Source organism: Collinsella sp. AF14-35 (assembly GCF_003464565.1).
In the GTDB taxonomy this organism is placed as follows: domain Bacteria; phylum Actinomycetota; class Coriobacteriia; order Coriobacteriales; family Coriobacteriaceae; genus Collinsella.
Genome location: NZ_QRZD01000008.1, coordinates 50,887 through 75,561, shown reverse-complemented (window position 1 = coordinate 75,561; position 24,675 = coordinate 50,887). Strand labels below are relative to the sequence as shown.

General features: G+C 61.1%; 21 protein-coding genes and 1 tRNA gene. 1 reads left to right on the top strand and 21 read right to left on the bottom strand.

What is annotated here, in order from left to right; all coding sequences use genetic code 11:
- Positions 1 to 222 precede the first annotated feature (222 nt).
- Positions 223 to 1,215: an SIS domain-containing protein gene (locus DWW12_RS04285; protein ID WP_117648180.1), complete on the bottom strand. Its 993-nt coding sequence runs from the start codon at positions 1,213 to 1,215 to the stop codon at positions 223 to 225.
- 205 nt (positions 1,216 to 1,420) lie between these two features.
- Here DWW12_RS04285 and DWW12_RS04280 point away from each other — a divergent pair, with 205 nt between their 5' ends.
- A complete protein-coding gene (locus DWW12_RS04280; RefSeq protein ID WP_117855148.1) occupies positions 1,421 to 2,143 on the top strand; it encodes a GntR family transcriptional regulator in 723 nt (240 codons plus the stop codon).
- 35 nt (positions 2,144 to 2,178) lie between these two features.
- Here DWW12_RS04280 and DWW12_RS04275 read toward each other — a convergent pair whose 3' ends face one another.
- The 20 genes from DWW12_RS04275 to DWW12_RS04180 all read right to left on the bottom strand — a co-directional run bounded on the left by DWW12_RS04275 (position 2,179) and on the right by DWW12_RS04180 (position 24,664).
- On the bottom strand, positions 2,179 to 2,760 hold the full coding sequence (locus DWW12_RS04275) for a GNAT family N-acetyltransferase (RefSeq protein WP_117770295.1): 582 nt from the start codon (positions 2,758 to 2,760) through the stop codon (positions 2,179 to 2,181).
- A gap of 77 nt (positions 2,761 to 2,837) precedes the next feature.
- Positions 2,838 to 3,863, bottom strand: a complete 1,026-nt coding sequence (locus tag DWW12_RS04270; RefSeq protein WP_117855146.1) for a low specificity L-threonine aldolase — start codon at positions 3,861 to 3,863, stop codon at positions 2,838 to 2,840.
- A gap of 45 nt (positions 3,864 to 3,908) precedes the next feature.
- Positions 3,909 to 4,772: a phosphatase PAP2 family protein gene (locus tag DWW12_RS04265; RefSeq protein WP_117855145.1), complete on the bottom strand. Its 864-nt coding sequence runs from the start codon at positions 4,770 to 4,772 to the stop codon at positions 3,909 to 3,911.
- A gap of 57 nt (positions 4,773 to 4,829) precedes the next feature.
- Positions 4,830 to 8,462 (bottom strand): transcription-repair coupling factor, encoded by a 3,633-nt coding sequence (gene mfd, locus DWW12_RS04260; protein WP_117855143.1) that lies wholly within the window; start codon positions 8,460 to 8,462, stop codon positions 4,830 to 4,832.
- Positions 8,463 to 8,618: 156 nt separating this feature from the next.
- Positions 8,619 to 9,284: an endonuclease III gene (gene nth, locus DWW12_RS04255; RefSeq protein ID WP_117839838.1), complete on the bottom strand. Its 666-nt coding sequence runs from the start codon at positions 9,282 to 9,284 to the stop codon at positions 8,619 to 8,621.
- Positions 9,285 to 9,347: 63 nt separating this feature from the next.
- Positions 9,348 to 11,150: an ABC transporter ATP-binding protein gene (locus tag DWW12_RS04250; RefSeq protein ID WP_117855142.1), complete on the bottom strand. Its 1,803-nt coding sequence runs from the start codon at positions 11,148 to 11,150 to the stop codon at positions 9,348 to 9,350.
- Positions 11,151 to 11,275: 125 nt separating this feature from the next.
- Positions 11,276 to 12,631: a DNA recombination protein RmuC gene (locus DWW12_RS04245; RefSeq protein WP_117855140.1), complete on the bottom strand. Its 1,356-nt coding sequence runs from the start codon at positions 12,629 to 12,631 to the stop codon at positions 11,276 to 11,278.
- A 123-nt stretch (positions 12,632 to 12,754) separates the two neighbouring features.
- The gene (locus DWW12_RS04240; protein WP_117583865.1) at positions 12,755 to 13,189 is read right to left on the bottom strand and encodes a hypothetical protein; all 435 of its coding nucleotides are present in this window, start codon (positions 13,187 to 13,189) and stop codon (positions 12,755 to 12,757) included.
- Positions 13,190 to 13,654: 465 nt separating this feature from the next.
- Positions 13,655 to 14,254, bottom strand: a complete 600-nt coding sequence (locus DWW12_RS04235) for a hypothetical protein (RefSeq protein WP_199570677.1) — start codon at positions 14,252 to 14,254, stop codon at positions 13,655 to 13,657.
- Between the two features lie 310 nt (positions 14,255 to 14,564).
- A complete protein-coding gene (gene rbr / locus DWW12_RS04230) occupies positions 14,565 to 15,104 on the bottom strand; it encodes a rubrerythrin (protein ID WP_117855137.1) in 540 nt (179 codons plus the stop codon).
- Between the two features lie 114 nt (positions 15,105 to 15,218).
- Entirely contained in the window at positions 15,219 to 16,124 is a 906-nt protein-coding gene (locus DWW12_RS04225; protein WP_117855135.1) for an adenine glycosylase, read from the bottom strand.
- 21 nt (positions 16,125 to 16,145) lie between these two features.
- Positions 16,146 to 16,631 carry an Rrf2 family transcriptional regulator gene (locus tag DWW12_RS04220; protein ID WP_117564951.1) on the bottom strand — a complete coding sequence of 162 codons (486 nt, stop codon included), beginning with the start codon at positions 16,629 to 16,631 and terminating at the stop codon, positions 16,146 to 16,148.
- Between the two features lie 359 nt (positions 16,632 to 16,990).
- Positions 16,991 to 17,068 (bottom strand) — tRNA-Asp (locus DWW12_RS04215).
- 409 nt (positions 17,069 to 17,477) lie between these two features.
- The gene (locus DWW12_RS04210; RefSeq protein ID WP_117640999.1) at positions 17,478 to 17,945 is read right to left on the bottom strand and encodes a YfcE family phosphodiesterase; all 468 of its coding nucleotides are present in this window, start codon (positions 17,943 to 17,945) and stop codon (positions 17,478 to 17,480) included.
- Between the two features lie 96 nt (positions 17,946 to 18,041).
- Positions 18,042 to 18,758: a LytTR family DNA-binding domain-containing protein gene (locus tag DWW12_RS04205; RefSeq protein ID WP_006235156.1), complete on the bottom strand. Its 717-nt coding sequence runs from the start codon at positions 18,756 to 18,758 to the stop codon at positions 18,042 to 18,044.
- Positions 18,759 to 18,830: 72 nt separating this feature from the next.
- Complete coding sequence (locus DWW12_RS04200; RefSeq protein ID WP_117855133.1) at positions 18,831 to 20,174, bottom strand: histidine kinase; 1,344 nt, start codon at positions 20,172 to 20,174, stop codon at positions 18,831 to 18,833.
- A complete protein-coding gene (locus DWW12_RS04195; RefSeq protein WP_117855132.1) occupies positions 20,171 to 21,358 on the bottom strand; it encodes a glycosyltransferase in 1,188 nt (395 codons plus the stop codon). The genes DWW12_RS04200 and DWW12_RS04195 overlap by 4 nt, the downstream gene beginning before the upstream one ends.
- A 182-nt stretch (positions 21,359 to 21,540) precedes the next feature.
- Complete coding sequence (locus DWW12_RS04190) at positions 21,541 to 22,791, bottom strand: MFS transporter (protein ID WP_117855130.1); 1,251 nt, start codon at positions 22,789 to 22,791, stop codon at positions 21,541 to 21,543.
- A 101-nt stretch (positions 22,792 to 22,892) separates the two neighbouring features.
- Positions 22,893 to 23,837 carry a zinc dependent phospholipase C family protein gene (locus DWW12_RS04185; protein ID WP_117806053.1) on the bottom strand — a complete coding sequence of 315 codons (945 nt, stop codon included), beginning with the start codon at positions 23,835 to 23,837 and terminating at the stop codon, positions 22,893 to 22,895.
- A gap of 92 nt (positions 23,838 to 23,929) precedes the next feature.
- On the bottom strand, positions 23,930 to 24,664 hold the full coding sequence (locus DWW12_RS04180; protein ID WP_117855128.1) for a LytTR family DNA-binding domain-containing protein: 735 nt from the start codon (positions 24,662 to 24,664) through the stop codon (positions 23,930 to 23,932).
- Positions 24,665 to 24,675: the final 11 nt, after the last annotated feature.

The window sequence follows — 24,675 nt, the reverse complement described above, 5'->3', positions numbered from 1 at the left end:
CAAGGCACAAATCGGCGGACGGGAAATCTCTCGACACAAGGAGTGTCCCCAACTGCCGGCACAAAAGGAACATCCCTAACTGCCGGCAGAAAGGGAACGTCCCCAAGTGCCGCTCTAGCAGTTGCGGTGAAATAGTTCTCAAACAGAGGCTTCACACTCCCAAACAGGAACTATTCCACCGCAACTCATGAGGGGTATTGGGCTGTTAGGCCGCTCTATCCCTTAGTAATCCAGCTTCCACATGTAACGGCGCGTCATGTAGTCCTTGTGGGTGACGGCGGAGAGCGCACGCATGTAGACGTTGTTGAGGATCGGGGCAAAGATCAGGTGGTTGAAGTACTCGCTCACGCTGTCCTTGATGTCGTTGAGGCCGAGCTCCTTGGCGTCGAGCTGGTAGACGCGCTCACCACCGTACTGGTTGACAAAGCGAATGCCGCGCTCGTCGTTGCAGCGGCTGCGGCCGACGCTGATGAGCTGGAACAGCGAGGTACGCTTGTCCAGGATCTCGAAGGGACCGTGGAAGAAGTCGCAGGTGTTGATGGTGCAGGAGTCGATCTGCAGCATCTCCTGCACGTTGCAGATGCTAAAGACGTAGGCGGCACCAAAGAGCGGGCCCTGAGCCATAACGTTGATGCAGGGCTTGTCGGCGTTCTGCTCGGCCCACTTGGCAGCGAGCGGACGGGTGTACTCGACAGCCTTGCGATAGATGGGGTCGACCAAGTCGAAGGCGGCCATAGCGGTCTCGTACTCGGCATAGCCCTCGGTCTGCTGCGTGAGCTCCATGGCGATCATGGTCACGACGGCGGAGTTGGTGCGGCCCATGCAGGACTCGTCGACGGCCAGGCTGTCGTACTGGATCTTGTAGTCGCAGACCTCGGTGAGGGCGGACTCGTCAACGTAGATGGCGATGGTGCTGGCGCCGTGGTCCTTGGCGACCTGGGCGGCAACGATAGTCTCCTTGGTGCCGCGCATGGACACGACAACGGCCAAGGTGTTCTCGTTGACGTAGGCGGGCGTGGCGTGCACGAACTCGTTGCTGGTGTAGCTGGAGCTCACGACCTGCGTGGCCTCGTGCTCCATAAAGTACTGGGCAGGATAGTTACCGCCGTTAGATCCGCCGGCGCCGATCCACACAACGCGCTTGATGCCGCCCTTGTCTGCCTTGTCAGCCAAAACCTGGGAGACGACATCCTTAACCTGTTCCTGAGTAGTCATCGCGCATCAGCCTTTCTTCTCATTTGATGCTCTTGACGGCATACAAGTTACATACATGTTTTAGCGATGTCGACTAGTTGTATGCTATATTTGTCTTAGATTTTTTGCTGATACGGTTTTCGATAACTCGTTACCAGCAGTTTTGTTGTTGTATTGGATACATGCTTGATTAGGTAAGCATACAGGTTAGATACAGGTTGATCGCATGAGCGCTTCATCGAAAAAGAAACTGACCCAATACGAGCGTCTGGCGACCACACTTCGCGACCGCATCGCTGCCGGCATCTACGCCTGCGGAGACAAGCTGCCGTCCGAAATGGAGCTCATGGACGAATCGGGGCTGTCGCGCAGCACCGTGCGCCACGCGCTTAAGGTGTTAGTTGACGAGGGCCTGGTGCGCACCGAGCGCGGACGTGGCGCCTTTGTGGCCGACACGCCAGCGCTCCACGAGAACAACCTGGTGTTTTCGAGCTACACGGCACAGGTACAGGGCCAGGGCATGAAGCCCACCACGCGCACCGTGGACTCGGGCTTTGCCAAGGCGGCCGGCAGCATAGCTAAGTTCTTTGACGCCGCCGTGGGCAGCAAGCTCGTCAAACTTGTCCGCCTGCGTTACCTGGACGATGCGCCGCTGTGCCTGGAAACCACCTATCTACCACCGAGCTTTGAGGCACTCATCGATCGCGATATCAACGGTTCGCTCTACGCCACGCTGCGCCAAGAATTCCATCGCGCGCCGGCACAGGGACATAAGACCTTTGAGGTGTGCTATGCCTCGCAAAACGAGGCGTTTTTGCTCAACGTTGAGCGTGGGCAGGCGCTGATCCTGATCACCGACTACGTCTACGACACCGACGGCCGCCCGCTCCATGTCTCCAAGCGCATCCAACGCACCGACCGCGCCAAATACACCGAACCCATCGGCTAACCACCGCAAAGGGGACAGGCACCTTCGTGGTGGTTTTAGGCGAGGAGGTCGGGGAACCAGGTTGGTTTGGGCTGGTTGGGGGTGCGCTCGGCCAGGACCAGCTCCATCCAGCACATGTCGTACCAGCGGCCGAACTTTTGGGCACAGCGGTCGAAAGCACCCACCAAGCGATATCCCATATGGGCATGGAAGTCCTGGCTGTTGTGCGTTAGATACTCGTCGTCCTTGTCGTGCGGCACGGCGATGAGCGCGCACATGTTGGTGATGCCCATCGCGATCAGGCACTGCTTGAGCGCATCGTGCAGCTTGCGGCCCAGCCCGCCGTGGCGCACGTCGCGTGCCAGGTAAATCGACGTCTCGACCGACCAGTCGTATGCCTCGCGGCTGTTGAGCGGACTCACATAGGCATAACCCACCGGACGCCCGTCCAGCTCCATCACCAGATACGGATAGCGCTTGAGCGTGTGCTCGATGCGCCCGGCGAACTCCTCAACGCTCGGCACCTCGTATTCGCAGGTAATCGCCGTCTGGCGCACATACGGCTCATAGATGGCAAGCAACGCCGGCGCGTCTTCGGGCGTCGCCAGGCGAATCGCCGGCTCGGACATCTCGGTCATACAACCCTTCTCTCTCAAAAACAAAGGCCGCCTTGCGCCAAACCCAGCGCAAGGCGGCCCCTCGTCATTACATCAGGCTACAGGACAGCCGCCAGCGCGTCGATGTCCTCCTGCGTCGTGGCCCAGCTGGTGCAAAAGCGCACCACCGTGTGGGTATCGTCGTACTTTTCCCAGTACTCGATCGCCGCATGCTCGCGAATGCGGGCCATGTCCTCGTTGGGCAGAATCACGAACTGCTGGTTGGTCGGCGTCTCCAAAAAGAACTGGTAGCCGCGCTCATGCAGCACGCGGCGCAGCGCCTGAGCCGTCTCAATCGCCTGGCGACCGATCTCAAAATACAGGCCATTGGTAAAGAGCGCCTCAAACTGCACGCCCGTCAGGCGGCCCTTGGCCAGCAGCGCGCCGTGCTGCTTAATGCGCGGAATGGGATGCGCCGGAGCGTGCATGCCGCAGAACACCACAGCCTCGCCGCAGAGCGCGCCGCACTTGGTGCCGCCAATGTAGAATACGTCGCACAGCTGCGCCAGCTCGGGCAGGGTAATGTCGCACTCATCGGCCGCCAGCGCATAGGCCAGGCGGGCGCCATCCACAAACAGCGGAATCTCGCGCTTCTGGCACACCGCATGGATTGCCGCGAGCTCAGCCTTGGAGTACAGCGTGCCGTACTCGGTCGACAGGCTCACATACACGGCGCCCGGAAACACCATGTGCTCACAGCTCTCGTTTTCGTAGAACACTTGGATATAGTTTTCGAGATCCTCGGCGTGCATCTTGCCCTCGTAGCCGGGGATGGTGAGCACCTTGTGGCCGCCAAACTCGATGGCGCCCGCCTCGTGGCAGGCAACGTGGCCGGTCTCGGCGGCAACCACGCCCTCGTACGGCGCGAGCAGCATGTCAATCACCGTCGCGTTGGCCTGCGTGCCGCCCACTAGGAAAAATACGTCGGCATCGGGCGCCTGACAGGCCTCGCGAATAAGCTGCTTGGCACGCTCGGTGTGCGCATCGGTGCCGTAGCCAGGCTGCGGCTCCATGTTGGTGTCGACGAGCGCCTGCAGCACCGCCGGATGTGCGCCGTGGGAATAGTCGTTGTTGAACGCGAGCATGGCAATCCTCTCTTACCAGGTATCGGCCAGATGATTCAGGTGGGGCTATTGTACGCCGTGAGGATAGGCAATGCGCGCGGCAAGGCACTCAAGTGCCAACACCAGGGCAAAGCCGCAGCTCACGTCAGTCAAAAAGTGCGCACCGATCACAATGCGGCCAAAGGCGACGAGCGCCGCAACCGCAGCCGCCGTCCAAAAGACCACGCGACGGCGCGACGGCTTTTCCTTAAAGGACGCCGCAGGAAGCCCGGCAAGCATAAGACCGATCGCCGCGTGCGCCGTGTGTCCGCTCGCAAACGACTTAAAGCCGTCCTTGATTACGCCGGCCGCAATATAGCTCCACTTGTCGGGGTTGCCAATCACCCACCACGGCTGAAAATTGAGCCCCGGCGTGACCTCGATCACGCGCATGCGCGGGCGCGACCACAGCGGCTTGACAACCACGTTGAGGATGATGGCCTGAGCGACCCACACGGCAAGCACCATCAGCGCCCAGCGCGTGAGCTCGTCGGAGTCGGTGTCGCGCGTGAGGCGATAGACGACAAGGTTGGCAGCGATGACCAGCACAAACGTCAGCACCAACTGAACCGCGATGAGTTTGCCGCCAACCTTCAGGGACGAGACGATCTCGTAGCCGGCCAGGCCAACGTTGACGAGGATGCCGAGCACGGCGAGCCATTTGCTCCCCCTGGAGTCGGGACGCACCGCGCGCACGAGCATGACGCCCGCGATACTCGCCGTCAGCGCGAACGGCAGCTCGCCAGCGGCCTCGATAAAGCGACCGTACATGCTGCCGATATTGAAGAGCGCGCTCGAGATCTGATAATCGAAGAAACTGCCCACGCCCAGACAAAGGCACAGGACAACCGCGATCATGGCGACATCTTTCTTATAGATGTATCCGAACATGCTTTCCTTTCGATGGGGTCAGATTGCCCAAATGGGGCGTTTGCAGCGTCGACCCAATTAGTCGTCGTCGCTCGCACCCAGCTGCTGCAGTAGCATGAGCGCGGCCGCCACCGGGCCGGTGCCGTCGTTGGCGTCGAGACCTCGGCCCAGGCCGCTGCCCGCACCGGCGCCCGCCTTGTAGGGCACCGACAGCTTGCGGCTCTTGGGGAAGTTCACCGCGCCATAGCGATTCTTGAACTCAAAGGCTACCTTCTTGGGAACGTCAACCCCCAGGAAGGTAATGCGCCCACCGCTGAGCGTGACGCTCTCGAGCCCCAGGCGCTCGCCGCGAATGCGGATGCGCGCGCGGTTGAACAGGTTGAGTCCCGCCAGCGGCAGCTCACCATGCGCGGCCTCGGTCTCCTCCTGCACCTCGTCGACACTCTCCAGGTCCTCAGCCGCTGCGAGCTTGCGGTACACGAGCACGCGCTGGTCCACCGCCGGCATGTACTCCTCGGACAAGAAGTAGTCGGCCGGCAGGTTGATGCCCACGCTCGCCGCCTCCACGCCGGCATCGTCATCGCCGCGCGCCTCGGCCACGGCCTGGCCCAACATCTGCGTAAACAGGTCAAAGCCCACGCTCGACAGGTTGCCGTGCTGCTCGGCACCCATCAGCGAACCGGCGCCGCGGATCTCCAGGTCGCGCATGGCGATGCGCATGCCGCTGCCCAAGTCCTGGAACTCGGACAGTGCGGTCAGGCGCGCCGTTGCCTCCTCGGTGAGCGGCAGCTCGCCCGGGAACATAAAGTATGCGTAGGCCTGTGTGGCAGAACGGCCCACACGGCCCTTGAGCTGGTAGAGCTGTGCCAGGCCCAGGCGCTGCGAGTCCTCGATGATGAGCGTGTTGGCGCACGCGTTGTCGATGCCGCTCTCCACGATGGTCGTGGCGATGAGCACGTCGATCTTTTTGGTCGCGAACTCGATCATCACGTCCTCGACCTCGCGCGGACTCATCTTGCCGTGCGCCACGCCCACGCGCGCCTCGGGCGCGGCCTCGTGCACGCGCGCCACGGCGTCGTCGATGGTCTTGACGCGGTTGGACACGTAGTACACCTGGCCGCCGCGACCCACCTCCAGGCGAATCGCCGCGCTCACCACATCGGGGTCGTACTCCCCCACGTGCACGATCACGGGGCGGCGCCCGGTCGGCGGCGTGGTGATCAGGCTCATGTCGCGCACGCCGCTCGTGGCCATCTGCATGGTTCGCGGGATGGGCGTTGCCGAAAGCGTGAGCACGTCAATCTGCTCGCGCAGGTTCTTGAGCTGCTCCTTGTGCTGCACACCAAAGCGCTGCTCTTCGTCGATGATCACCAGGCCCAGGTTCTTGGGGTTCACGTCGGCAGAAAGCAAGCGGTGCGTGCCGATGAGCACGTCGATCGTGCCCTCGGCAAACGCCTTGAGCGCGCGCTTTTGCTGCGCCGGCGTGCGGAAGCGGCTGAGCACTTCGACCTCGAGGCCAAACGGGGCAAAGCGCTCAAAGAACGTCTCGTAGTGCTGCTGGGCCAGAATGGTCGTGGGGCAGAGCACCATGACTTGGCGGCCGGAGTCCACGCACTTAAACGCCGCGCGCAGGGCAACCTCGGTCTTGCCGAAACCCACGTCGCCGCACAGCAGGCGGTCCATGGGCTTGGGCGCCTCCATGTCGGCCTTGATGTCGGCAATGGCCTCCAGCTGGTCGCGCGTCTCGTCGTAGGGGAAGCTCTCCTCCATCTCGATCTGCTCGGGCGTATCGGGCGGACAGGCGATACCGGTAATCGACGAGCGGCGCGTATACAGGTCGACCAGGTCAAACGCCAGCTTTTTGGCGTTCTTGCGTGCCTTGTTGGTGGCACGCGTCCAGTCGGCGGTATTGAGCCTGGTCAGGCGCGGCTTGTCGCCGTCGGGGCCAACATAGCGCGTGATGCGGTCGACCTGCTCGAGCGGCACGTAGAGCTTGTCGCCGTCGGCATATTCCAGCAAAAAGTAGTCGCGTTCCTTGCCGCCCACTTCCTGGCGCGCGATCTCGCTAAAGAGCGCAATGCCGTGGGTAGCGTGCACCACATAGTCGCCCGGCTTAAACGGGAAGGTGATCTGCGTAATGTCAACCTTGCGGCGGCTGCGCGCGCGATTGGCATCCATGCGGGCGTTGAGGTCGGCGATCGAGAACACTGCCAAATTGGCGTCGGGCACCACCACGCCCTGCGGCAGAGCGGCATCGACAAAGGTCACGCGCCCGCGCGAGATGGTGGGCACGGCGGCACCGGCGGCAGCCTGGGCGGCACCCGCCTCGAGCGAGCGGGCGTTGAGCGCGTCGGCCTTGCGCTCGCGAATGGAAGCATGGGCCTCCTGGCGGGCGGCACGGTCGGCAGAATCCGCCGCCGCCACGCGTACACGGTCACCGATAACACCGGCGTTTTCGGGGGCGGCCGTCAGCGATTCCTCAAAGGTAATGCCCTCGTCGCCAAAGGTGAGCTCCATCGACTCGCGCGCACCGCGGTCGGGGATGGCAAACACGCAGGCATAGCGCTTGCCCACGACCTCCTGGATGCGCGTCATAAAACGGTTGTCCGAGCCTGCGATGGCCGGCTGCTCAATCTTGAGCTCGGCGGTCACCGCACCGCCGGCACGGATGAGGCTCACATAGTTCAGGCGCTGCTGGGCACCAAAATCGAGCTGTTGGGCGCGCACGTACAGACCATCCAGGCGGTCAATCCCTGCCTCGCCGGCACGGGTCTCAATATCCTCGTAGGCGCGCAGGCAGTCGTCGAACAGCGAGCGCGGCTCGGACAGAACCACGAGTGCCTTGCCGCTCACGTGCGCCAACGGGCTTACGGTCTGGCCGTACATCACCGGCAAAAAGCGGTCGAGCTCGGGCGTGACGATACGCGCATCCACCATCTCGAGCAGCGCCGCCAGTTTGCTGTCGTCCTGACTGGCGCGATAGAGCGCCACGTGCATGTTGTGGACGGCATCGTCGGTAAGCGCCAGCTCACGGCAGGGGAAGATCTCGATGCTGTCCTCGTTGCCGATGGTTTGGCCCGTGGAGCTCACCATGCGGCGGATGCGGTCAATCTCGTCGCCAAAGAACTCGATGCGCACGGGCGCCTTTTCCTGTGCGGGGAACACCTCGACGGTGTCGCCGTGCACGCGGAACAGACCGGGCGCATCGGCGGCGCCGGCATTGGTGTAGCCCATGCCCACCAGGCGCTGCGGCACCTCGTCAAAAGGAATCTCCTCGCCCACCGCAAAAGTGGTGGACTCCCAATAGCGACTCTCGACCGGCGGTACGCAGCGCAACAGCGCACGGGCCGAAGCGACCATGATGCAGTTGTCCCCGCGCACGATGCGCCCCAGAGCCTCGCAGCGCTGCGCCACCACGGCGTCGTCGGGCGCCTGCTCGCGCCACGGATAGTCCTTGCGCTCGGGAAAACGGCACACATGCGCCAAGCCCACGTAGGCGGCAAGGCTGCGCGCGGCGCGATCGGCCGCGTCCTCGCCGCTCACAATGTAGGCCGTGGGGCGCGGACGGCGCGCAAACTGGGCGGCCGCCATGAGCGTACGGCCCGACTGCGACACGGCCAGCGTCACGTCCTCGCCGGCATCGAGTCCGGCCTCGACGGTCTGCAGCGCCTCGGCAGTGTAGAGCTGCGCGGCTATACGGTGAATGAGCATGTGGTCCTCCGGCATCGCAACGCCAAAAGCCCGCCGGGGCAGGCTCGGCGGGTCGTACATCAAAACTATTGATTGTCATGGTAACGCATGGGGCGGACTCCGGCTCAAGGGCAAACCCAGCCCCGCAAAAAACGCCAGACGGAGATGCGTTCCGCCCTACCCCGCTACGCGCACGCTGGGGCACAAATCTGCCAGCGGACACTCGTCACACTTGGGTTTGCGGGCGTCGCAGATCTCGCGGCCAAAGGTGATCCACTGATGGTTGACCGACTCCCAATACTCGTGCGGCAAAATCTTGAGCAGATCCTGCTCGGTCTTGAGCGGTTCCTTGGCATGCGTCTTGGGACTCAGCATCAGGCGGTGCGCAATGCGGTTGACGTGCGTGTCCACCGCAATGCCCTCTACGATGCCATACCCCACGTTGAGCACGATGTTCGCCGTCTTACGTCCCACGCCCGGCAGCTTCACGAGTTCCTTCATGTCGGCCGGCACCTCGCCGCCATAGTCGGCGACGATCATCTGCGCGGCCTCGACGGCATGCTTGGCTTTGCTCTTGTAGAAGCCGAGTGACCTGATGGTGTCCGCCACGTCAGCTACGCTCGCCCCGGCCATGGCCTCGGGCGTGGGCCACTGGGCAAACAGCCGCGGCGTCACCTTGTTGACCTGCGCATCGGTCGTTTGTGCCGAGAGCAGCACCGCGATCAGCAGGCGGAAGGGATTCTCGTGGTCCAAAAAGCACTCGACCGGGCCATAGCGACGGTTGAGGCGCTCACACACCTCGATGGCGCGCTCGCGCTTGGCGGCATTGGTCTCGCGTGGCATAACGACTCCTCGGCTCAACGGCACAATAAACTTATGGGCACAATTGTCCCACGTCCGAGACGCTTACGCCTCCAAGAATGCGCCGGTCTGGCGGCCCCACAGGCTCGCGTACTCGCCACCCGCCTCGACAAGCTGCGCATGCGTGCCGTCCTCGACAATCTCGCCGTCCGCCAGCACCACGATGCGGTCGAGCGAGGCCACGGTGGACAGGCGGTGCGCCACCACAATGGAGGTACGTCCACGCATCAGGTTTTCGAGCGCCTCCTGCACCAGCGCCTCGGACTCGCTATCGAGGGCAGAGGTCGCCTCGTCGAGCACTAGAATCGGCGCGTCGGTTAGGATGGCGCGGGCGATAGCCACGCGCTGACGCTGGCCGCCCGAGAGCTTGACGCCGCGCTCACCCACCATGGTGTCAAAGCCACGGGGCAATCGGTCGATAAACTCCAGGGCATTGGCCAGGCGCGCGGCCTCGCGAATCTGCTCATCAGTGGCGTTGGGACGACCGTAGACAATGTTTTCGCGAATGGAGCGGTGGAACAGCAGCGCCTCCTGCGGCACGTAGGCAACCTGGCGGCGCAGGCTTTGCTGCGTGCAGCGCGAGACATCCTGACCGTCCACGAGCACGCGGCCGCCCTGAACATCGTCCAGGCGCAGCAGCAGCTTGGTGAGCGTCGTCTTACCCGAGCCCGATTTGCCCACCAGGCCCACGCGCTGGCCCGCCGCCACATGAAGTGTCAGGTCATCGAACACGTTCTCGCCCGCCGCAGCGTCACGGTACGCAAAGCTCAGGTGCTCAAAATCAATCGCGCCCTCGCTCACCTTGAGCTCGGGGGCATCCGGGTCGTCTGTCACCAAGCGTGGCTCGTCCAGCACGCGCGTCATCTCGGCCGCATCGCCCAAAGCGCGGTTGATGCGCTGCATCATGGAGCTTACGTAGTTCAGGCGCATGGTGAGGTTATAGGTGTAGGTAAAGATCATGACGAGCGAGCCGGCCGAGATGCCAAACCACGCATTGCCGCCCGCCACGAACACACTCACCACGGCCATGGTGATGACGATAAGGCCCGAGGTCGTAAAGTTTCGCTGCATCATGGCGTGCATCGAGACCGTCTCGGCGTCGCGCGCGGCGCGATCGGCGGTATCGAACAGGTCGCGCTCAAAGTCCTCGCGCCCGCAGGTCTTGACGGCCAGGATGTTCGTGACCGCGTCAGACAGGACACCCGAGAGCTTGTTTTGTGCAGCAGACGTCGCAGCCGAAAGTGGCATGATACGTTTGTACATAAGCCAGACAAACGCAATGTAGACGGCCATGATGCACACCAGGATCACGGTAAATGTGGGCACCACCGGAGCGAGCGCCGCCACCGTGCAAATGACCGAGGTGATAGTGGGGATGAGCGAATACACCGTCACGTCCACCAGACCCGTGTAGCCGCTCATAAAACGGCTTGTTTGGCTGACGAGCGATCCGCCAAAGCGGCTGGTGTGGAATGTCATGGATTGGTTGGAGAGCGTGTCGAAGCACAGACGCGCCAGGTGATAGTTGCCCGCAATCTCGAGCTTGTAGACGGTGTAGTCCTGCAGCTTGGAGAGGATTTGACCCACCAGGTTAACGAGCACGAGCGCCAGGATATAGGGGCCGAAGACCTCAAACACCTGGTCACCCGCCACGGGACCGGCTTGAATGCGGTCGACAATGAGGGCCATCACATAGGTATTGGCAAACGTCAGCAAAAAGATGTAGCCCGCCGACGAGAGCACCGAGAGAAAGACAATCAGCGGCTGCGTGCGCGTGATATCCCAAAACCGCTGCAGCGTGCGGCGCACGGTGGAGCGGCTGAGCGGGCTGGTGCTTCTCTGAGACATGGGCTTCCTTTCGCGTCTGATAGGGCGAAAGGCCATTGTTGCACATTAAAGTGCGCTTTAGGCAAGTGCGATGCGAAAAGCACCCGCGCCCTGCGCCTGCGCAGGCGCCCCGCCGTCAAGTGCCGCTAGTCCTCGTCTTCTTGGTCTGCGAGCAGGCCCGCGGACGTGAGCCCCAAGACCTCGTCGGCCTCCTTGGCGTCTTCCAGCGCGTCGATGTCCTTGAGTTTGCGCTCCATGACGTTGGTGCGCGTGGTAATGATGCCCTCGACCGTTTTGCCCGCGGTCTCGATCTGCTGCTGGGCGCGGCGCAGCGCCGCCTGATAACGCGGCAGCTCGGCCTTGACGGCGGAGAGCACGCGCAGTACGTCGTCGGTACGTTTTTGCAGCCTAAACGTCTGGTAGCTCATCTGCAGGCTGTTGAGAATGGCGGCCATGGTGCTGGGGCCGGCAACGTTGACGTGATAGTCGCGGCCCAGGGTCTCGATAAGCCCGGGGCGACTGACGACCTCGGCATACAGGCCCTCAAACGGCACGAACATAATGCCAAAGTTGGTGGTCGCGGGTACGCTCAGGTACTTTTCGCAGATGTCCTTTGCCTCGCGCTTCACCATCATATCGAGCGCCTTGCGCGCAGCGGCAACGGCCTCCGCGTCGCCCGACTCCTGCGCGTCGAGCAGGTGCTCGTACGCGTCGCCCGGAAACTTGGAGTCAATCGGCAACAGCACGGGATCGCCCTCGTCCACCGGCAGCTTGACGGCAAACTCAACGCGTTCCGAGGCGCCGGGCTTGGTGGCGACGTTTTCCAGATACTGGTCGGGCGTGAGGATGTCCGCCAGGATCGCGCCCAGCTGCACCTCGCCCAAAATGCCACGCGCTTTGACGTTGCCCAGCACGCGCTTAAGGTCGCCCACGCCGGTGGCGATAGACTGCATGTCGCCCAGGCCCTTGTACACGGCCTCGAGCTGGTCGCTCACCTGCTTAAACGATGCCGACAGGCGATCGTTGAGCGTACGGGAGAGCTTCTCGTCCACCGTCGCACGCATCTGATCGAGCTGCACGTTGTTGTCTTTGCGGATGGCGCCCAACTGGGCATCGACCGTCTCGCGCACCTTGTCCAGGCGGTGCTCGATGCCTTCGCGGTTGGCGCCAAGCTGTTGGGCCGTCTCGCGGCGCAGGTCATCCATACGGTCACCCGCCTGCGAGAACTCGCGCGCAATGGTCAGGTAGCGCTGCTGCTCTACGGCGGCGTCGGTCGTCTGCTGCTGCGCGATAGCATTGGCCGTGCGGCGGGTTTCGGCCAACGCGACGTTCAGGGTGTCGAGCGTGCTGTTGGCCTGCTCGAGCGCTGCCAGCGTTTCCGCGCTACTGTCGCCACGCTCCCACAACTCGGCACGCAGGCTCTTGAGCTGGAGGGCGCAAGCCACAGCAACCCCCACCGCCACCAAGGCGATCACAACAAGCACAATATCAATAGCAGACATAAACTCCGCCCAACAAACCCAATCGAGCACCAATCAAAGCCGCGATCAATCTTACCCTGTCAAACGCAGTTCATGTCCAATCGAGCGCAGACAAGTTACCTTTGCGCTATGGGTGCTGGTCCGCTAGCTCTCCCAGCTGGCGCGGATGGTTGCTGCGACATCCCCCAAGCGCTGACCAAGAGCTGCCAAGTGCTGAAGTACCTCATTGGGCGAGGCGCCGTTGAGGATGCACGTGAGGGCATATGAGGCCAAGAAGATTGTCGCGAGCCCCATCGGGATCAGCACGATCATCGCCAGCGTACGCAGGCGCTGGGCCCAGAGACGGTGACGCGCACGACGTTTATCGAACGCGAGCTCCTGCGCATATGAATCCTGCTGTACGGAATAGGCCTCTGGCGCCGAGTCACACCCGGGCACAGCTGCAGGTACAGCAGCGGGCACGACATTTTGCGCAAAGGGCTGGGCTGCCGCCCCTTGCATTTGCATCTCCATGAGTCGTTGCTGCTGACGCAGCATGCGCTCAGCTTGTTGCTGCGGAGTCTCAAGAAACAGATCCATGCTGGCCTCCAAAATCGGAGCATTCGATGCTTACGACCAGCATCCCGCACCGCCATGACCGCGACAACGCAATCGCCGGCAATAGCCACAAAGTTTCTTTTGCTCAAAAGCCGTCGAAAAGCCCAACAACTCCCCTACCAGCACTTTCTCTGAGCTTTTTTCGCCAGCAATCTTTTGGCCTTCCACTCTTACGCCAACTGACCAAAATCTAACCAAAAACTTGACGAAAATTGTGAAGACAGGGACCCCACACAAAAACGTGCCGCCCCAAAAGGGGCGGCACACAAACCAATCTATTAGCCAAAACTCGCTGGCAAGCTCGCGCCGTCAGACCCGCGGCGTATGCCTTTGCCTCGCGCGACCCTGCGAAGCCGTGAGCGAGAGGGAAAGGGATGCGCCGCGGGTCTGACGCCCGGAGCGGTAAAGCCAGCAGTTGCCCCGCGCTCCGCAGCTGGTGAAAGCAGATTACATGCCCGCGAGACCTCGAGCTGCGGTGGCACACATAAACGCCAGGACTAGGATCACGAGCGAGCCCGCGATGTCTGCCAGCACACCCATTGCACGGCGCTCAAATAGCCAGCTCTCAAAGTGCGGGGCAACGTTGCGCCAAACACGCCACAACAAGATACCCATGCCGATGACGCCGGGAATATTGAGCAGCAAAATCTCGGAGCACAAGAGGCCAATCAGGTTTCCGGCGGCAAAGCCCGCATCGCCCTCGCAGTATTTGCGATAAATCATGTACAGCATGTACGCCACAAACGGCTGCAGGCACGCAGAGATAAACGTAACCACCATCGAGGGGTCCTGAGAAAAAACATCGGTGAGCTTATCCACGCTCGCGGCATCCTTAGAGGCCAGGAACAGGCCAATGACCACCACAGGCACCACGCCCAAGATGACCTCGACCATCGTAAACAGCTTGGCGGTCAAATCCTCACTAGCAGAATTCAGATGCGGCGCCCACTCAGGATGGGCATGCGCGCCGACCTTCCTGTCCTTCTCGGCACGATCGGCCTTTTTACCCCCAGGAGCCCGACGACCAGGATCCTTGCGAGTCCCCACCGCAGCCACCCGAGCCCGAGACTTCTTGCCCATACAAAAACACCCCATCAGGTAGTAGATAAACTAAAAGTCGCTACCCAGTGTACCCCACCCATGAACGGTGCCGTCCCAACCACTCCCCATACAAAAACGTGCCGCCCCAAAAGGGGCGGCACACAAACTACTAATCAGCTTTTCAGTAACGAGCACGCGACGACCCAACGCCGGGGCGCGGGGCGGAGAGATGCCTTTCCCTCGCGCGACTCTGCGAAGCCGTGAGCGAGAGGGAAAGGTATCTCCCCGCCCCGCGCCCCGCAACTAGCATCACGCGCTAGTAGTTCACCACCCGCTCCTCAAAGTACGCCTTCGGGTGGTTACACACCGGGCACACCTCGGGCGCCTCGGCACCAACGTGCAGGTGCCCGCAGTTCAGGCACTTCCACACCTTCACGCCCTCGCGCTCAAACACCTCGCCCGACTCGATGCGCTCGACGAGTTTGTTGTAGCGCTCCTCGTGGGCCTTCTCGACGGCGGCGACACCACGGAACTTCTCGGCGATCTCGACAAAGCCCTCCTCCTCGGCGGTCTTGGCAAACTCGTCATACATCGTGGTCCACTCGTAGTTCTCGCCCGCGGCGGCGTCGCGCAGGTTGTCCAGAGTGCCCGGAACGGCGCCGTCGTGCAGATACTTAAACCACAGTTTGGCGTGCTCGGACTCGTTGCCTGCGGTCTCGGCAAAGATGTTCGAGATCTGAACGTAGCCGTCCTTCTTGGCCTTGGATGCATAATAGCGATACTTGGTGTGTGCCTGGGACTCACCGGCAAAAGCGGTCTCGAGGTTCTTCTTGGTTTGGGAATTCTCAAAATCCATAGGTGTACTTCCCTTCAACGCATGCCGCCCGTAGGCTTCGAGCGGCCTCGTCTTTAGGATGCCCTCATGTCGGAAATCTAAACCTTACAATCCTGTTCTTCAGATTTCCACGGGCTAAATGCTCAGCCAGCGATCGCCCTCGGCTCGGCAAAAGCCCTCACGCTCCAGGTCGGCCAGAATGCCCGCGACAAGCTCGCGCTCGACCGGCCCGCGCCCAGCCGCCGCTTCCATATCGTTAACGCCTGTAACAGCTTCATCAACCGTAATGCCCGCAGGCTGCCCATCGCGCGCCGCCAGCAGCATGCGCACAATGTGGGCGCGCTTTTGGCGACGCGAGCCCTCAAACTTTGATTGACGGCTATAGCCCGCCGAGCGCCTGGACGGATTGGGCAACGTCTTTTTTAGATATGCGCCGTAATCCAGCAACGCGTAATACCACGCGCGCGGCGTGTCGGCATCATCGAGCGGCACGGCAAAGGGAGCGATCTCGTCGGTCGCCGCACCGGGGGCCGCCGGACAGGCCGCCTGAATCAGCGGCACCAGCTCGCGGTCGGGAACAGCCGGTACATCGGGAAAGAAGTGATGCAGAAAGACCGTGCGCACGTTGGTCTCCAGATACACGCCTGGAAGGTCAAACGCAAACGACCGGATACCTTGCGCCGTTGCCGGGCCAATACCAGGCAGAGCGACCAAGTCACGCGTCTCACGCGGAAACTCACCGTCCCAGTCCTCCACAACGCGCTGAGCGGCCTTGTGGAGCGCCAGAGCGCGTCGGTTGTAGCCCATGCCCTGCCAAGCGTCCAAAACATCGGAAGGCGCGGCTTGGGCAAGCGCCTGCACGGTCGGAAAGCGATCGAGCCACGCCGGCATACGCGTCTCCACGCGTGGCACCTGTGTTTGCTGCAACATGACCTCAGAAAGCCAAATGATGTACGGATCGCGCGTGCGGCGCCACGGAAGGTCGCGATAACGCAGGACCCCTTCCGAACGAATCATCGAACGAAAGGGGTCCTGAATCATATCTATGCTCCTTATGCGGCGCTATTCCTCCCGGCATGTATACGCACAGGTGGCGTACTCGGGAAACGCTTCGCGGTCGGCGAACTTGGGATCGACGGCCGGGAACTGGCGGTGAGCGACGATGTCGCCGAGCGAAACGGAATCGAGGTAGTCGCGCATCAACGCTTGAGCTCCGGCCCACAGGGGATGATAGCAGCACGTGCCCATGCGCGCACAGTCGCCATCGGGTGCGGTGCAATCATTCATAACCATAGGGCCCTGAACGGCCTCGACGACCTGACGAATGGTGACGTCGTCCGGACTGACCTTGAGACGCATGCCACCGTGGACGCCACGCAGGCTCTCCACAATACCGGCCTGGACCAAACCGTGCTGAATCGAGCGGGCAAACGAATACGGAACATTGACCTCTTCGGCAGCGGTGCGAACAGAAAGCAAACGCTCCGGATCCTCGGCAAGCATCGCCAGCATACGAAGGGCGTAATCAGTCTTCCTCGATATGTCCATTTTTCCCCTTTCAAGGAATACGAACAGCTCGAACGAGCTCCGGGGCCGAGCTTGTGTCGAGACGCTAAATGACCGCTAGGACATCCAAATGGTAAATCGGATATCCACTGAGTGCCGCGCTTGGAGCGAAATGCATCAGATGCGGCCTACAGTGCAATTTAGTATAACCTAACCCCCTGTCTCGTTGAACAGGTGTTGCGCAACAAAGCTGTTGTTTAGACAGATATGCTTATTAGATTTTACTTGCGTTCCCGAAGGGGCGGGGATTCTGGGCGAAGATGCGCCAGGGCGATCGTTCTATCGAAACAAAGTGCATCAAACGCAAAAAGCCACGTCCGAAGACGTGGCTTTAATTGCGTTGGCGGGAAGTACGGGGCTCGAACCCGCGACCTCCGACGTGACAGGCCGGCGCTCTAACCAAACTGAGCTAACTCCCCAGGCAGGCGTTCGCGTTTGTTTCCGCTCGCGTGCGCTGCGGGGATTAGTATACACAGAAGTCTGTCCGGCGCGCAACAACTTTTTTGAAAAAATTTTTGGGGCCATCCGGGAGGGTCTCCGGGGCTGGGGGCGGGGGTTAAGTTTGCTGCTCTACAGTCCTGCGCAAGACGGAAAGCACATTAAGTGCTTTCCTTTGCGTGCGGAACTCGCGACAAACTTAACCCCCGCCCCCAGCCCCGGAGACCCTCCCTGCCGTCACATTATTCAACCAGTTTTGCGGGCGTGCGCCGCTGCGCGGCTAGCCCGCGTGCTTCCCGGCGGGGTTGGTCTGATTGTTCTGGTTGGACTTCTGACTTTGGCTCAAAGAAAAACGGGAGATGCGTTGTGCATCCCCCGTTTTTGTTGCGGTTAGTCCAAGTCAATAAACTTAGTGGTCAGTATCTTGCCGTCTTTGACGAGCATTCTGGCCATGGTGGGGCCTCGGCTGCCTCTGGGGTAGCTGGCGCTGCCCGGGTTGAGGACTAGGCAGCGGCCCACTTGGGCTTCTTTGGTTACGTGGGTGTGGCCGTTGATGGCTACGTCCACGGATCCCACCGGAAGGTCTTCGCGGTAGTGGGCTACGGCGAATTTGAGGCCTTCGTAGGTAAAGAGCGCCAGGCGATCCACATCGGGGCCGTAGTCGCGGTAGTAATCGTTGTTGCCCAGTACGGCCCGCACGGGGGCGATGGTGCATAGGTGCTCGTAGTCCATCTCTGACGTAAGGTCGCCGGCGTGGATGATCAGGTCTGCGCCCTCAAGCTCGTCCAGGAGCGCAGGCGATAAATAGCCGTGGGTGTCCGAGATGATGTCGATGCGCTTGGCGCTTGCACTGTTCATGGGATCCCTTCCGCAAAAAACGATTCGGCAGATACATACAAAAAAGGCCCCACGGCTCCGCAGACGATGGGTCTACAGGGCTGCGGGGCCAGTGTGCTAGAGACTCAGGGCCTTCTTGAGCGGCACGACGCGGCGGCGCGAAACCGGCACGCGTTCGTCGACGCCCGTAATGCCCAGCTGGATGGCGCCCGAGGGCACCGTCTCGACGTCCGTAACGCACGCCAAGTTGACGATATAGCGGCGGTGAACACGGAAGAAGCCAAAGTCGCAGAGCTTGGCCTCAAACTGCGCCAGCGAGGTCGTCGACAAAAAGCGATCATCGACGGTATAGATGCAGGAGTAATCGTCCTTGGCCATGATAAAGCGAATGTCGTCCACGGGAATGAGCACCTTGCGGCCACCCTTTTCCACCGGGATACGCTCGATGGTCACCTTGCTGTCCGTAACCGGCTTGGCGCGTTGCATGACCTTCTCGATCGCGCGATCCAAGCGAGCTTCCTCGACCGGCTTCATCAGATAATCGACGGCATCCACGTCGAATGCCTCGACCGCATGGTCGCTATACGCAGTCACAAACACGATCGCCGGCGGATTTTTGAGCTTATGCAGCGCCTCGGCAAGTTGCAGGCCCGAGGCACCGGGCATCGAGATATCGAGAAACACGACATCCACGCGACTTTCCATAAGCATCTCGATGGCGGAGCGGACGCTCGACGCCTCCGTGATCGTGCCGATCTTGCCCGTTTGCTCGAGCAGGAAGCGAAGCTCCGAGCGAGCCGGCGCCTCATCATCCACAATCATCGCACGCAGCATAGGGATAAAACCTTTCGTCAACTAACTACGCCGGGCATCCGTCGCATGACGTTGAGCCCGTAGCCTTTTATTTTACTCTTGAATGTCAAAGATGCTCTCTGACAAATCAAGATGAAGGAGCACTTTGGTGCCCTTGCCCGGCGCCGATTCGACACGCGTATAGGAGTGCGGCCCATAAAAGCGATGGATGCGCTCCGAAATATTGTGCATGGCCACACCGGCGCCGCCACCCTGGGGAGAGCTGGCGTCGGGACGGGCAGAGCGCTCGTCAAACAGTCTGGCGGCGGTACCCTCATCCATGCCCACGCCATTATCGGCCACGGCAATCAAGATTGCATCCTCGCCGTCTTGGTGAACGGTCACGTCGATCCTCAGGGCGTCGTCATCGCCCATACCATGACGTACGGCGTTCTCGACAATCGGCTGGATCACGAACGCCGGCACCAGCGTATCTTCCACGTCCTCGGACACATCGAACGTCGCAAGCACGCGGTCCTCGCCAAAGCGGGCCTTCTCAAAGGTAAGGTAGCGCTTGGTCTGTGCGACCTCGCGCGAGACCGGAATAAGCGATCCCGAGTTGTCGAGTGTAGCACGATAGAACGATGAGAACTCACGAAGCAGTTCGCGGGCCCGCAGCGGGTCGGTGCGCGTAAACGATGCAATGGTGTTCAGCGTGTTGAACAGGAAGTGCGGGTTAATCTGCGCCTGCAGCGCACGCACCTCGGCGCGCGCCGTGAGTTCCTTTTGCACCTCGAGCTCGTGGATGGCGAGCTGCGTGGACAAGATCTCGGCAAAGCCCGAGGCAAGCGCATACTGGGTACGGTCGACGGCGCGCGGGGTCTTGTAGTAGAACTTGAGCGTGCCGACGGTACGATCGCCCACCTTGATGGGGGCGATAATGCCGGCGGGAACTTGGTTGTGCGAGCCGTCCGAGCCCACGACATCCACCATACGGTTGAACGACTGCACGATGCCATGTTCGATAACGTAGCGTGTGGCAAGCGTGTGGATGGGAGTATCGGGCAGCAGCTTTTCCTCGAACTCGCCCGCGCAGGCCAGCACGTTGCCCTCATCGGTGATGGCAACGGTCATGGCACGTGTCTCGGGCAGGATACGCCGGCACACCAAAAGCGCCGATTCCTGCGTCAGACCGCCCTTAATGTCCTCGAGCATGGCCGAGGCAACCGAGAGCGTCTCCTCGGTGTACTGGGAGCGTACCGAATCGGGATTGAGCGTCAAAAAGATAAAGATGCACAGGAAGATGCACAGCAGCGCACAGGCAATCACCGTAGCAATCGGTTCAATGCCAGTCGCCAGGGCAAAGATAAAGTACGCCAACACGCAAACGGCGCAGACAACGGCGATGATGCGGAAGATTGAAATTGAATTATCGCGCTGGGCGCGGCGGTCGATCATTCAGCCCCCTCCAGGATGCTAATCAGTTGTGCGTCGCGCCAAAGTTCGTCCATAATCTTGGGCCAGAAACTCTGAAAACGCAGGTAGCTTGCGGCGTTTTGGCGGGCATAGGTCTTGGCCTCGTCAATACCATGACGCCAGATGCGCAGATACCCCTCGTGCTCGCGGGTAAACATGCTGCGAACCATGGCGGTCTTGCGTACGCGGTCGTCAAGCTCGCGCGAAATCCACGGACCCGGATAGGGCATGAGTGATGCGGCCGTAACCGGAATGAGCTCCTTTTGGTGTGCAGCGAACGTCAGCTTGGCCCGCTCGTAGTACCAACGGTACACGTCCTGCATAAAGCGCGGCGAGCGCTTCTCGGACTCGGGCGGCAGGTGGCGCACGGCCCACTCGTTATCGAACCACACGTCATAGCCGAACATGCGCATGTTAAACAGGTAGTCCAGATCCTCGCCGCGGGTGATAAACGGGTCGAAGGCCACGCGCGTAAAGGCGCGGGCGTGCAGGGCCATCAGGCCGCCGCACACGTAATTGGAGCGCGAGATGCGGGTGCCCGAGAGCGCCTTTTTCATCCAGCGATTGAACTCGATACGCTTGGTCCACCAGCGATGGCAAATGCCCGCTTTGTCCGTGGGAGCCAGCGGCGACCCGTCGCGATCATAAAAGTATCCGCTCTTGACTAAAATCGGCAGGCTCTGACGCGTCTGCTGGCCCAGCGCATAGGTCGCACGCTTCATAAAGTCGGCATCGATGACGGTCTCGTCGTCATCCAAAAACACAACCGCGTCGTGCCCCAGCACCGCCGCGCAGGCAAGGCCCATGTTGCGGATGGCACCGTAGCCGCGCAGGCTCACGCACTCGCCCGAGCCCTTGGGCGCAATCTGTGCCACGCGGTCGGCAACACGCGAAGCCTGAGTATTGGTAACGACGGTGACCTTAAGTGTGGGATGCGCATTAACGATTTCGTGCACGCGATGGGATACGTCGGCCGTGGCAGAAACCGGACAGACCACCAAGAGAATGATGCGCGGAATGTCGCGCACCTGTTCGAGTGAAGTCAGGCAGCGATCGAGTTCCGGGTTGGCGGCATTGAGCGACGTCGAGTGATCGTAGGTGCCGGGAGCGTTTGCTTGGGTATCATCGCCCGCCCAATATGTTGGGATCACAACCGTGGCGTTCATACCTTTACCCTCCTTGCAACACAAAAACGGGGCGCCGCCAAACACAGGCGACGCCCCGCGACCTAGCTGATTCCATCATACCCACTTGGGCTAAACATTGCTCGGAAGTCAGAATGATTTATGCGGCTACTTCCAAAAGAGTACTGCAGATAGGCACAATTGCTGTACTGAGCCCGGTTGCCTTACGCCGCCGCCTGAGTCATGCGGGACAGGCGGACCAGCAGCATAAAGCCAACAACCAGCAGCACGCCAATGGAAAGGACGCCCAGCGACGGGCTGCCGGTCAGCGAGGTGACGACCGACACTAGAAAGGTGCCCATGACGCTTGCATAACGACCAAAGATGTCAAAGAAGCCATAGTACTCGTTGGATTTTTCTTTAGGGATAATGCGGCCAAAGTAGCTACGGCTGAGCGCTTGCACGCCGCCCTGGAACAGGCCGACCATAATGGCAAGCACCCAGAACTCAAAGGCGGTCTTTAGGAAGAACGCGGCGAACAGCACAATGCCCATGTAGGCGGCGACCGCCACCAAGATCATATTGAGCGTGCCCACGCGTCCGGCGAGCTTGCCGTAGATGATGGCGGACGGAAAGGCCACAAACTGCGTGACGAGCAGCGCCAGCACCAGCTGGGTCGAATCGATACCCAAAGCCGAGCCGTAGCTGGTTGCCATGGAAATGACCGTGTGCACACCGTCGATGTAGAAGAAGAACGCGATCATGTAGACCAGCACGGTCTTGTTGTGGGCGATCTCGCGCATGGTGTGTCCGACCTCGGAGAACACACCGCCCACGATGTGGCCGATGGTGTCCTGGGGACCGCGCTCGCGACCGTACTTTTGCTTATAGGTGCGAATGAGCGGCAGGGTAAAGATGAGCCACCAGGCACCGGTGATGATAAACGACAGACTCGTTGCCAGCATGGTGGGGACGCCAAGAGCGGGGCCACCCATGATAAGCGCCAGGCAGATGATGAACGGCACGGTGGAACCGATGTAGCCCCAGGCATAGCCCGAGCTGGACACGGCGTCCATGCGCTCGTCGGTGGTAATGTCGGGCAGCATGGCGTCGTAGAACGTCATGGAAGAGTTAAGGCCGATGGTGCACAGCACGTACACGGTCAAAAATGCCATGGCGGACATTGGGATAGCCTGCGCCAGGCAAAGGACCAGGCCCGTGAGGAAGAAGCCCAAGAAGAACTTGATCTTGTTGCCGGCGTAATCGGCAAGCGCGCCCAGAATGGGCATGAGCATGGCAATGACCAGCGAGGCAATCGTCTGCGCGTTGCCCCAAGCGACCACCAGGTCTGCCGAGGAAGCACCGGTATTGATGGCATTAAAGTAGATGGGCACCACCGAGGTATTGAGCAGCACGAGGGCCGAGTTGCCCACATCGTACATAACCCAGTTACGCTCGAGCTTGGTGTATTTCATGGACAGGGCCCCTTCGTATTCGCCCGATATGCAGTTAGTTCATCGTACCCCAATTGTCCAGAGGCGCCGGTAAGGATTCGGCAAAGGGGCACGCACGAGCCCTACTCCTCGCGGTCGAACTCCTCGTCGGCGCCGAGCACGCGACCGCTGTAATTGACATGGTTGGTCACGGCTTCCATATCGCCGGTCTCGATAAAGCGGGCGACCGTGCACTCGTAATCGACCAGCGCGCGGTCAAAGACCTCGGGGAAACTCTCGTTCGAGACCTCGTCGGTAAAGGGGTTCTTCCATGCCAAGTGGCCCAGGTTGCCGGTACGCTCGGGCAGCTCGGTCGTCACACGGTGCGCAAGGCCGTCGAGCAGCGAATAATCGTGCACCAAGCCCTCGATCAGGGCAATCGCGCGCGTCTTGGCCGAACCGGCCGGCTCGATAGTGCGGTAGAGCAGCTGCATGTCGGCTACGGCGCCGGCGTACTCCCCCGCCGGGATATCGATACCGTACACGCGCCCGGCGACGTAGCTCATCAGCACGCCGGCAACACGATTGATGCGGTCGGTCGTAACGATCTCGCCCGCCGGCGGATAATCCTCGACCGTTGCCCCATCGCGCTTGAGCTGCAGCATCAGCACGTCCAGGTCGCTTTCGAGCACGGCGTGAACTTGGCTGCCCGAAGCCTCGAGCTCGGGATCGGAGTCCACAATGCCAAACTGCTGCTCGTAGACAAAGGGGTGGGCATTGCGGTCGAGCACATAGTGCGACAGCAGGCCCAGCGCAAAGGCGCGACCCAGGTTGGCATCGCGCGGTTGCAGGTGCGACACGCCGTCGCGCAGACACGATAACTGGCGCGACATACGCGAGCGGTGCATGACCTGAGCAAGCAACGTGCAATCGGAAACGCGCGGCGTGAGCATGTGGAAGAAAAACGGGTCGGGGCCCTGGTTGCCCAGGATAAAGGCAATACGCTCCTCGTCGGACGTGATAACGCCCTGCGGAAGACGGTCGATGCTTTCCTCGCCAAACAGATGATGCGTAATGAGCGCAGGCATAATGATCCTTTCGATTTCATTCGATGCCACCCATTATGCCCACCGCACGGTCATGCCAAACCCACGGCGGTAAACGACGGCACGCAAGCCTCTTACGCAAGTCCCAGGTGCGACTTGACCTCAGCGGCACGACGACGGGACACCGGCACCGTCGAGCTCACGCGGTCGAGCCTGAGCTCCATCAACCCCGTGGAGCCAATCTCAACATTGTGCACGTCTTCCAAATTGACCAGATAGCTGCGATGGACGCGGATAAAGCCCTCGGAGCCCAAGCGACGTTCGAGCGAAGAGATCGACTCATTAATCAGATATGTTCCCTCGGCGCAGACGGCGTTGCAAAAATCGGCACGCGCCTCAAAGTAGCAGACATCCGCCACGGGGATGAACACCTTTTTACCCCCGCGGTCCACCGTCAGGCGAAGGGGCTGGCGCGGGGTATGGACAGCGCGGCGAACACCCAGGGCGGTTTCGATCTTGTCGAGCGCCTTTGACAGGCGGGCATCCTCGACCGGCTTGACGACATAGTCGACAGCATCGAGGTTATACGCGTCGGCCGCGAACTCTGCAAACGCCGTCACAAACACCACCACCGGCGGCGTCTTTAGGTTTTGCAGGGTCTCGGCTAGCTCAATTCCCGAGCGGCCGGGCATCGTGATATCCAAAAACAGCACGTCGGGCTTGTTCGACAGAATCGACTCCACGGCCTCGGTGACATTGCCCGCCTCGGCAATCTGTCCCACACGTGCATCCTTTTCCAGCAGATAACGTAGCTCAGCCCTAATAGCAGGCTCGTCATCAACCACCAAGATGTTCCATCCCTCGGACATATGCGCTTCCC